The organism is Pacificimonas flava (genome assembly GCF_000342165.1).
Taxonomy (GTDB): Bacteria; Pseudomonadota; Alphaproteobacteria; order Sphingomonadales; family Sphingomonadaceae; genus Pacificimonas; species Pacificimonas flava.
This window is the reverse complement of record NZ_AMRV01000013.1, coordinates 49,705-56,229: the sequence shown is the minus strand read 5'-3', so window position 1 is coordinate 56,229 and position 6,525 is coordinate 49,705. Positions and strand designations below refer to the sequence as shown.

The following is a 6,525-nucleotide window of genomic DNA, read 5'->3' as shown; positions in this document are numbered from 1 at the left end:
CATCAGCTCGAGGTCGTTCCCGCAAGCACTTTAATGGGGCCTGCGCCTAGGTCCGGCCCCAGGGCCTGCAAAGGTCGGCGCATTTCGATGCCGAAGCTGGATACCATCGTATTGGACGCGCTTCAGGAGCGCCTGTTCTTGCCGGAACGCCTGCCTGATCTCCTCTCTGGCTGGCTCGATCACTCGGAAAAGGCATCCGAAGGCCGCCGGAAAAAGCTGCGTCAGCTTCGGACCCGCTTCACAACGTTAGAAAGTGGTCATGAAAGGTTGTTAGATCTGGTCGTGGCAGGGCAGCTGACCGCCTCCAATCCCCAGTTCGCAAAAAGAATGCGGAGCTCACCGAGCGGGTGACGCAAACGAAGTCGGATATCATCATCCTCGAGCGACAGCTAAAACGGTCAGAGCGACGCATTACCCGGAACTGATCGACCGCTTCTCCGATCTCATTCGGGACCGCCTCCGCAACGGCGACCCTGCGCTACGCCAATACTATGCGCGCGGCATTCTCGACCGCGTGGACGTGGGGGACCGAGAAATCCGTTTAGTGGGTTCTACAAAAAACCTTGAACGTGCCGTTGCTAACGCCGACGCAAGACCTGTGAAGGTGCCCAACTTCGAACGGAAATGGCGCGCCCGGAAGGATTCGAACCTCCGACCCCCAGATTCGTAGTCTGGTGCTCTATCCAGCTGAGCTACGGGCGCTTAGGAGCGGCGCTACTTAGGTAGGGCTGCCGCGGCAATCAAGCCTTATCGCGCACTGCATTCGAAATCGCGCGTTTCCTCGCTGCCGGAAAGCGCATAGGACGGCCGTCATGATCCGCCGAGCTACCGCGACCATCGTCCTTCTCCTGCCGCTTCTGACGGCGTGCGGTGGCGGCAGCGGCGGCCGTGCCCCGGACAGCCTGTTTCCCAGCCTGGCGCTGCGGCCGGGGGAAACCTTCGAGCCCGGCACCTGTACGGTGCGCGCCGCCCCCGCCGTCGAGGTCGAGCCGGCAGGCGCGGATTTCGATGTGCCGCTTCCGCCGCGGCCGGATACCGATATCGCCGCGCTGTCCGCGCGCTTCGGAACGCTGGAGGAGAATTGGCGGAGCGCCGGCAACGACGCTCAGGCCGCGCTGGCCGCAGACAGCGGCGAAAGCGAGACGGCGACAGCCGTGGCGGTCAGCCGGTGGGAAGCAGCCTTTCTTGCGCTGGCCGAGGTGGAAACCTTGCTTCTCCAGCTTCGGCGCTCCTACGCCTCCGACACGGCGTTCGAGAGCGAGCAGCCGGACGCCGCGGCCCTGCTGGCGCGGATGCGCGACATTCGCGCCCAGCATATGCAGCGCTATGAGGGCGCGCCCGCGCTGGCTGCGGCCGCGCCCGGCGTGGCGGCTTGGGCGCCGCAGCGCGGCAAGCAGGGCATCGATGCGAACGTCGCGTCCTGTAGCGGTTAGAACCTCGGCCGCGCGGGCGGCTCAGCCCCGCTGCGGCGCGAAATAACCCGTCAAGATGGCGGCATAGATATCCGTCAGCCGCTCGATGTCGCGAACCGCGACCGCTTCTCCTACCTTGTGCATGGTCTTGCCCACCAGGCCCGCCTCGATCACCGGGCACATGGCGCGGATGAAGCGGGCATCGGAGGTCCCGCCCGAGGTGGAGAGGTCCGGACGGCCGCCGGTTACCGATTCGATCGCTCCTGCGACCAGTTCGGCGAAGGGGCCGGGGTCGGTGAAGAATGCCTCTCCGGAAACGATTGCCTCGACCGCCGCCTTCTCCGTCACGGACGTTGCCGTGTCCTCCATCCAGTGCACCAGATCGGCGCCGCGATGCTGATTGTTGAAGCGGATGTTCAGCCGCGCCTTCGCCGCCGCCGGAATGACGTTGTGCGCCGGATTGCCGACCTCCAGATCGGTGATTTCCAGGTTCGAGGGCTGAAACCACTCATTGCCTTCGTCGAGGACACGGCTTTGCAAGCGCTGCAGGATCTCGACCAAAGCGGGAATCGGATTCGCCGCCATGTGCGGATAGGCGACGTGACCCTGCGCGCCGGCGACGGTGATCCAGGCGTTCACCGATCCGCGCCGGCCGATCTTCACCATGTCGCCCAGCGCCGCCTGGCTGGTTGGTTCCCCGACCAGGCAGTGATCGGGGACATGCCCCTCTTCGCGCATCCATTGCAGCAGCCGCTTCGTGCCGAATGTCGCCGGCCCTTCCTCGTCGCCCGTGACGATCAGGCTGACGGAGCCCGCGCCGGTATCGGTGCGCGCCGCCGCTGCGACAAATGCCGCGATGGCGGATTTCATGTCGCTGGCGCCGCGCCCGATCAGAAGGCCGTCCCGCACCTCTGCCGCAAAGGGCGGACCGGGCCAGTCCTCCGGCGCGCCGGGGGGCACGACGTCGGTGTGGCCGGCAAAGGCGAAATGGGGTCCGGCCGTCCCGCGCCGGGCGAACAGATTGGCGACGGGCCCGTCCGGCGCCTCGCCCCACAGATGTCGCCAGACCGTGAAGCCCGCCGCCTCCAGCGCCTCCGCAAGCAGATCCTGCGCCGCGCCCGTGTCGGGCGTCACGCTCGGGATGCGGATCAGCGCCTGCGAAAGGGCGACGGGGTCGGGTGCCCTCGCGGCGCGGGCACCGGTCGCGCCTTCAGTCACGCAGCAGCTCGTTGATCGAGGTTTTCTCCCGCGTGCCGGCGTCGACCCGCTTGACGATGACGGCGCAGTAGAGCGCGGGGCCGCCCTTCGGGTCGGGCAGGCTGCCCGGCACGACGACCGAATAGGGGGGCACCTCGCCGCGCACGATTTCGCCCGATTCGCGATCGACGATCTTCGTAGAGGCGGTGATGAAAACGCCCATACCGAGGACGGAGCCCTTGCCGATGCGCACGCCCTCGACGACTTCGGAGCGGGCGCCGATGAAGCAGTCATCCTCGATGATGGTCGGGTTGGCCTGCAGCGGCTCCAGAACACCGCCGATGCCCGCGCCCGCGGAAACGTGGCAATTCCGGCCCACTTGCGCGCAGCTGCCGACCGACGCCCAGGTGTCGACCATGGTGCCGGCGCCGACATGGGCGCCGATATTGACGAAGCTGGGCATCAGCACCGCGCCCTTGCCGATGAAGGCGCCGCGGCGGACGATGCTGCCTGGCACGGCGCGGAAGGCGGCGGCCTTGAACTCCGCCTCGCCCCAGCCCACGAATTTCGAGGGCACCTTGTCGTACCAGGTGGCGCCGCCGGGGCCGCCCTCGATGATTTCCATGCCGTTCAGGCGAAAGGAGAGAAGCACCGCCTTCTTCAGCCACTGATTGACGCGCCAGCCGCCGTCCGCCGGCTCCGCCACCCGAGCGGTCCCCGCGTCGAGCGCGGCCAGCGCTTCGGTCACGGCGTCGCGCACCTCGCCTCGCGTGTCGGTGCCGATTTCGCCGCGCCCGTCCCAGGCGGTTTCGATGATGGTTTCGATGCTCATGCGTTCAAAGCTCCAATGTTTCCAGCCAACCGCCAAGATCGCGGATGGCGATGTCGATCGCGTCCATGTCGGCGCCATAGCTGGCGCTCTCGCTGCCATTGTCCACCCAGATGGTGGTCATGCCGAGCGCCTTTGCCGGGGCGAGGTTTCTCGCCATGTCCTCGAAGAAGGCGGCGCGCCGCGGCGCGATGTCGTAGCGCCGGCAAAGATCCTGATAAACGCCAGGCTCCGGCTTCGGCCGGTAATTCATGGCGTGAATGTCGTGGATCGCCTCGAAATGCGCGCCGAGGCCGAGCCGTTCCAGAACACGTTCGGCATAGGCGGCATCGCCGTTGGTGAAGACGAACTTTCGTCCCGGCAGCGACGCGATACCGGTCTTGACCCTCTCGTCATGGCTCAGCACGTCCATTTCGATGTCGTGCACGAAATCGAGGAACTGCGACGGCTCTATGGCATGCTCGTCCATCAGTCCGCGCAGCGTCGTACCGTGACGATGGAAGAAATCCTTCTGGATCCGCCGCGCCTCGTCCGCGTCCACATGAAGCTCGCGGGCGATGAATTCGCCCATGCGTACGTCGATACGCGCGAACAGGTTTGCCGTCGCCGGATACAGCGTGTTGTCGAGGTCAAACAGCCAGGCATCGATATGCGATAAATCCATGGGCCCTGCCCCTAAAGGCTCGCACAGCCGCTGGCGACCGGTTAACCGGCGCGACATGATCGTGCCGTTATGAGGGCGGCGTCAGGGGCCGGAACGAAAAGCCGTTCCAGTGGCATTCGAGGGCAGTAAGCATGAAGCGGCGTATCGGTTTCCTTCTGGGGGCAGCGTTCTGCGCGGCATTGGCGGCGTGCGGCGGTGGCGGCGGTGCGCCGGTGCGGCCGATCCCGACCCCCACGACGCCGGCGCCCAGCCCGGCCCCCACGCCCAGCCCGGCCCCGACACCCGGCCTGTACGACACGGCCGAATATCGACGCTCCAACGCGGCGACCAGCCTGCAGGCGCTGGCCGCCTATGATTCCGGGGCGCTGGGTCAGGGCGTGAAGATCGGCATCGTCGACAGCGGCATTAATACGGCGCTCCCTGAGTTTGCCGGCCGCATTGATCCGCTGAGCCGCGACGTCGCCGGCAATCGCGGCCTCGCCGACGAGGGCGGTCACGGCACCGCCGTCGCCAGCGTCGCCGCCGCGGCGAATGACGGCAGCTTCACCCATGGCGTGGCGCCGGATGCGACGCTGGTCGTCGCCCGCGCGGACGAACCGGGAAGCTGCGCCGACAGCGAGGACTGTTCCTATCCCGACCGCAATATCGCGAGCGGCGTCGATCTGGCGCTGCAGGCGGGTGCGCGGGTGGTTAACCTTTCCCTCGGCGGCTCGCCTGCGCAACTGCCGCTGGTTCGCGCCATAGATCGCGCCACCGCGGCCGGGATGGTGGTGGTCATTTCCGCCGGCAATGACGGCGAAGCGAATCCCGACCCGTTGACGGCGATCGCGGGCAGTTCCGAGGCGCGGGGACGGGTGCTCGTCGTGGGCGCCCTGAACGAGAGCGGCGCCATCGCCGACTTCAGCAACCGGGCGGGCAGCCTGCAGCAATATTTCCTGACTGCCCTGGGCGAGGATGTCGTCGGCTTCGACGATAGCGGGCAGGGATTCTACCTCTCCGGCACGTCTTTTGCCGCGCCCGGGGTCAGCGGCGCGCTGGCGCTGCTTTATTCCGCCTTCCCCAACCTCACCGCCGACCAGGCGATCTCTCTCCTGAAGGATACGGCCCGCGACCTGGGCGATGCCGGCGTCGACGCCGTCTACGGTCACGGCGCGGTGGACCTCGCCGCCGCCTTCGCACCGCAGGGCAGCCTGGGGCTCGTCGGCTCCGGCCTGTCGCTGCTCCAGACCGGTCCGCTGATCGCATCGGGCGGTGCGGCCGGCGATTCGGGCAAGGCCGGCATGACGTTGGGAACGGTCGTCGCGCTCGATTCGCTCGGCCGCGCCTACAGCATGGACGCACATCGCGAGGCTGCGAGCCTGTCGCCGCGCGGCCTCCTCGCGCCTGCGCTTCTTGGCGGGGAATGGGGCGCCGGGGGAAGGATCGGCGGCGCCGCGATCGGATTCTCCGCCAGCCAACAGGGTTTCGCGCTTGCCGGATCGAACGCGGCGCGCGGTCTCGATGCACGCGGCGGTGTGGAGCCGATATTGCGTCGCGGCTACGCCAGCACGGCGATGTCGCCCCGCACGGCGTTCACGGCCGGCTATGGCTATGCACCGGACATGCTGACGCGGCTGGGCACGGGCACCGCCGCCCGCCCCGCCTTTCTGTCGGACGGCGGTCTTCGCTCCGCCGAGGGAGTCAGCGCCGGCGCCGGCATGGCCGCCTCGACAAGGCTTGGCGCGTGGTCCGTCGCCGCCGCCTTCGTCGAAGGGGAGAGCTGGGACCCGGCGCCCGCTCTGGGTCTGCCCCGAGGCGCGGACCCGGCGCGTGCGGACCGCTTTCGCGTTCAGGTCGCCCGCGCACTTGGCGGTGTCCAGATGATCGCGGCGGTCGAGCGGCTGGAGGAGGCCGAGACCTTCCTCGGGTCCGCCGCCGCGCCGGAGCTCGGCATCGGCGGCAGCGCCACCGATCTTCTGGAGGTCGGCGCTCTCGTCGCGTTGCCGCACGGCTGGTCGCTTGATGTTTCCGCGCGGGGCGGCGCGACCCGGCTGACGAGCGCAGGCGGGCTGATCGCTGCGGGGGGTGCGCCGCTGCTTTCCAGCGGTTTCTCGGCGGCGCTGAACGGGTCTTCGCTGCTGCAAACGGGGGACCGTTTCGGTGTTCAGCTGTCGCAGCCGCTGCGGTTCGAGCGCGCGTCCCTGCCCCTGTCGCTACCGGTTGCCTATGATTACGGCACGGCGGCGGCGACCTATGCCCTGCGCCGGTTCGACCTCAGCCCCTCGGGCCGCGAAATCGCGTTGGAGGCCGCGTACGCCCTGCCCCTTCGCAGCGGCTTTCTGAACCTGAGCAGCTTCGTACGTCGCCATCCCGGCCACCGCGCCGATGCGCCGGCGGATATCGGCGCCGCCGTGCAACTGGAACGCCGATTCTAGACGCGGTGC

At 68.0% G+C, this 6,525-nt stretch carries 6 protein-coding genes and 1 tRNA gene; 3 read left to right on the top strand and 4 right to left on the bottom strand.

Annotated elements, in window-relative coordinates; translation table 11 throughout:
- Positions 1 to 87 precede the first annotated feature (87 nt).
- Complete coding sequence (locus C725_RS13590; RefSeq protein WP_038283409.1) at positions 88 to 351, top strand: hypothetical protein; 264 nt, start codon at positions 88 to 90, stop codon at positions 349 to 351.
- A gap of 274 nt (positions 352 to 625) precedes the next feature.
- Here the strand turns inward: C725_RS13590 and C725_RS13585 are convergent.
- Positions 626 to 702 (bottom strand) — tRNA-Arg (locus C725_RS13585).
- A gap of 110 nt (positions 703 to 812) precedes the next feature.
- Here C725_RS13585 and C725_RS13580 point away from each other — a divergent pair.
- Entirely contained in the window at positions 813 to 1,433 is a 621-nt protein-coding gene (locus C725_RS13580; protein ID WP_008603750.1) for a hypothetical protein, read from the top strand.
- Between the two features lie 21 nt (positions 1,434 to 1,454).
- Here C725_RS13580 and dapE read toward each other — a convergent pair whose 3' ends face one another.
- The 3 genes from dapE to C725_RS13565 are packed head-to-tail and all read right to left on the bottom strand — an operon-like array spanning position 1,455 to position 4,102.
- Positions 1,455 to 2,630, bottom strand: a complete 1,176-nt coding sequence (dapE, locus tag C725_RS13575) for a succinyl-diaminopimelate desuccinylase (protein WP_008603749.1) — start codon at positions 2,628 to 2,630, stop codon at positions 1,455 to 1,457.
- A complete protein-coding gene (gene dapD, locus C725_RS13570) occupies positions 2,623 to 3,441 on the bottom strand; it encodes a 2,3,4,5-tetrahydropyridine-2,6-dicarboxylate N-succinyltransferase (RefSeq protein ID WP_008603748.1) in 819 nt (272 codons plus the stop codon). The genes dapE and dapD overlap by 8 nt, the downstream gene beginning before the upstream one ends.
- A gap of 4 nt (positions 3,442 to 3,445) precedes the next feature.
- Complete coding sequence (locus C725_RS13565; RefSeq protein ID WP_008603747.1) at positions 3,446 to 4,102, bottom strand: pyrimidine 5'-nucleotidase; 657 nt, start codon at positions 4,100 to 4,102, stop codon at positions 3,446 to 3,448.
- 131 nt (positions 4,103 to 4,233) lie between these two features.
- Here C725_RS13565 and C725_RS13560 point away from each other — a divergent pair, with 131 nt between their 5' ends.
- Entirely contained in the window at positions 4,234 to 6,516 is a 2,283-nt protein-coding gene (locus C725_RS13560) for a S8 family peptidase (RefSeq protein WP_008603746.1), read from the top strand.
- Positions 6,517 to 6,525 lie beyond the last annotated feature (9 nt).

Bases quoted from the DNA above. Each gene is read 5' to 3' on its own strand.
- C725_RS13590 (WP_038283409.1), top strand. From the start codon at position 88: ATGCCGAAGCTGGATACCATCGTATTGGACGCGCTTCAGGAGCGCCTG.
- C725_RS13580 (WP_008603750.1), top strand. From the start codon at position 813: ATGATCCGCCGAGCTACCGCGACCATCGTCCTTCTCCTGCCGCTTCTG.
- dapD (WP_008603748.1), bottom strand. From the start codon at position 3,441: ATGAGCATCGAAACCATCATCGAAACCGCCTGGGACGGGCGCGGCGAA.
- C725_RS13565 (WP_008603747.1), bottom strand. From the start codon at position 4,102: ATGGATTTATCGCATATCGATGCCTGGCTGTTTGACCTCGACAACACG.
- C725_RS13560 (WP_008603746.1), top strand. From the start codon at position 4,234: ATGAAGCGGCGTATCGGTTTCCTTCTGGGGGCAGCGTTCTGCGCGGCA.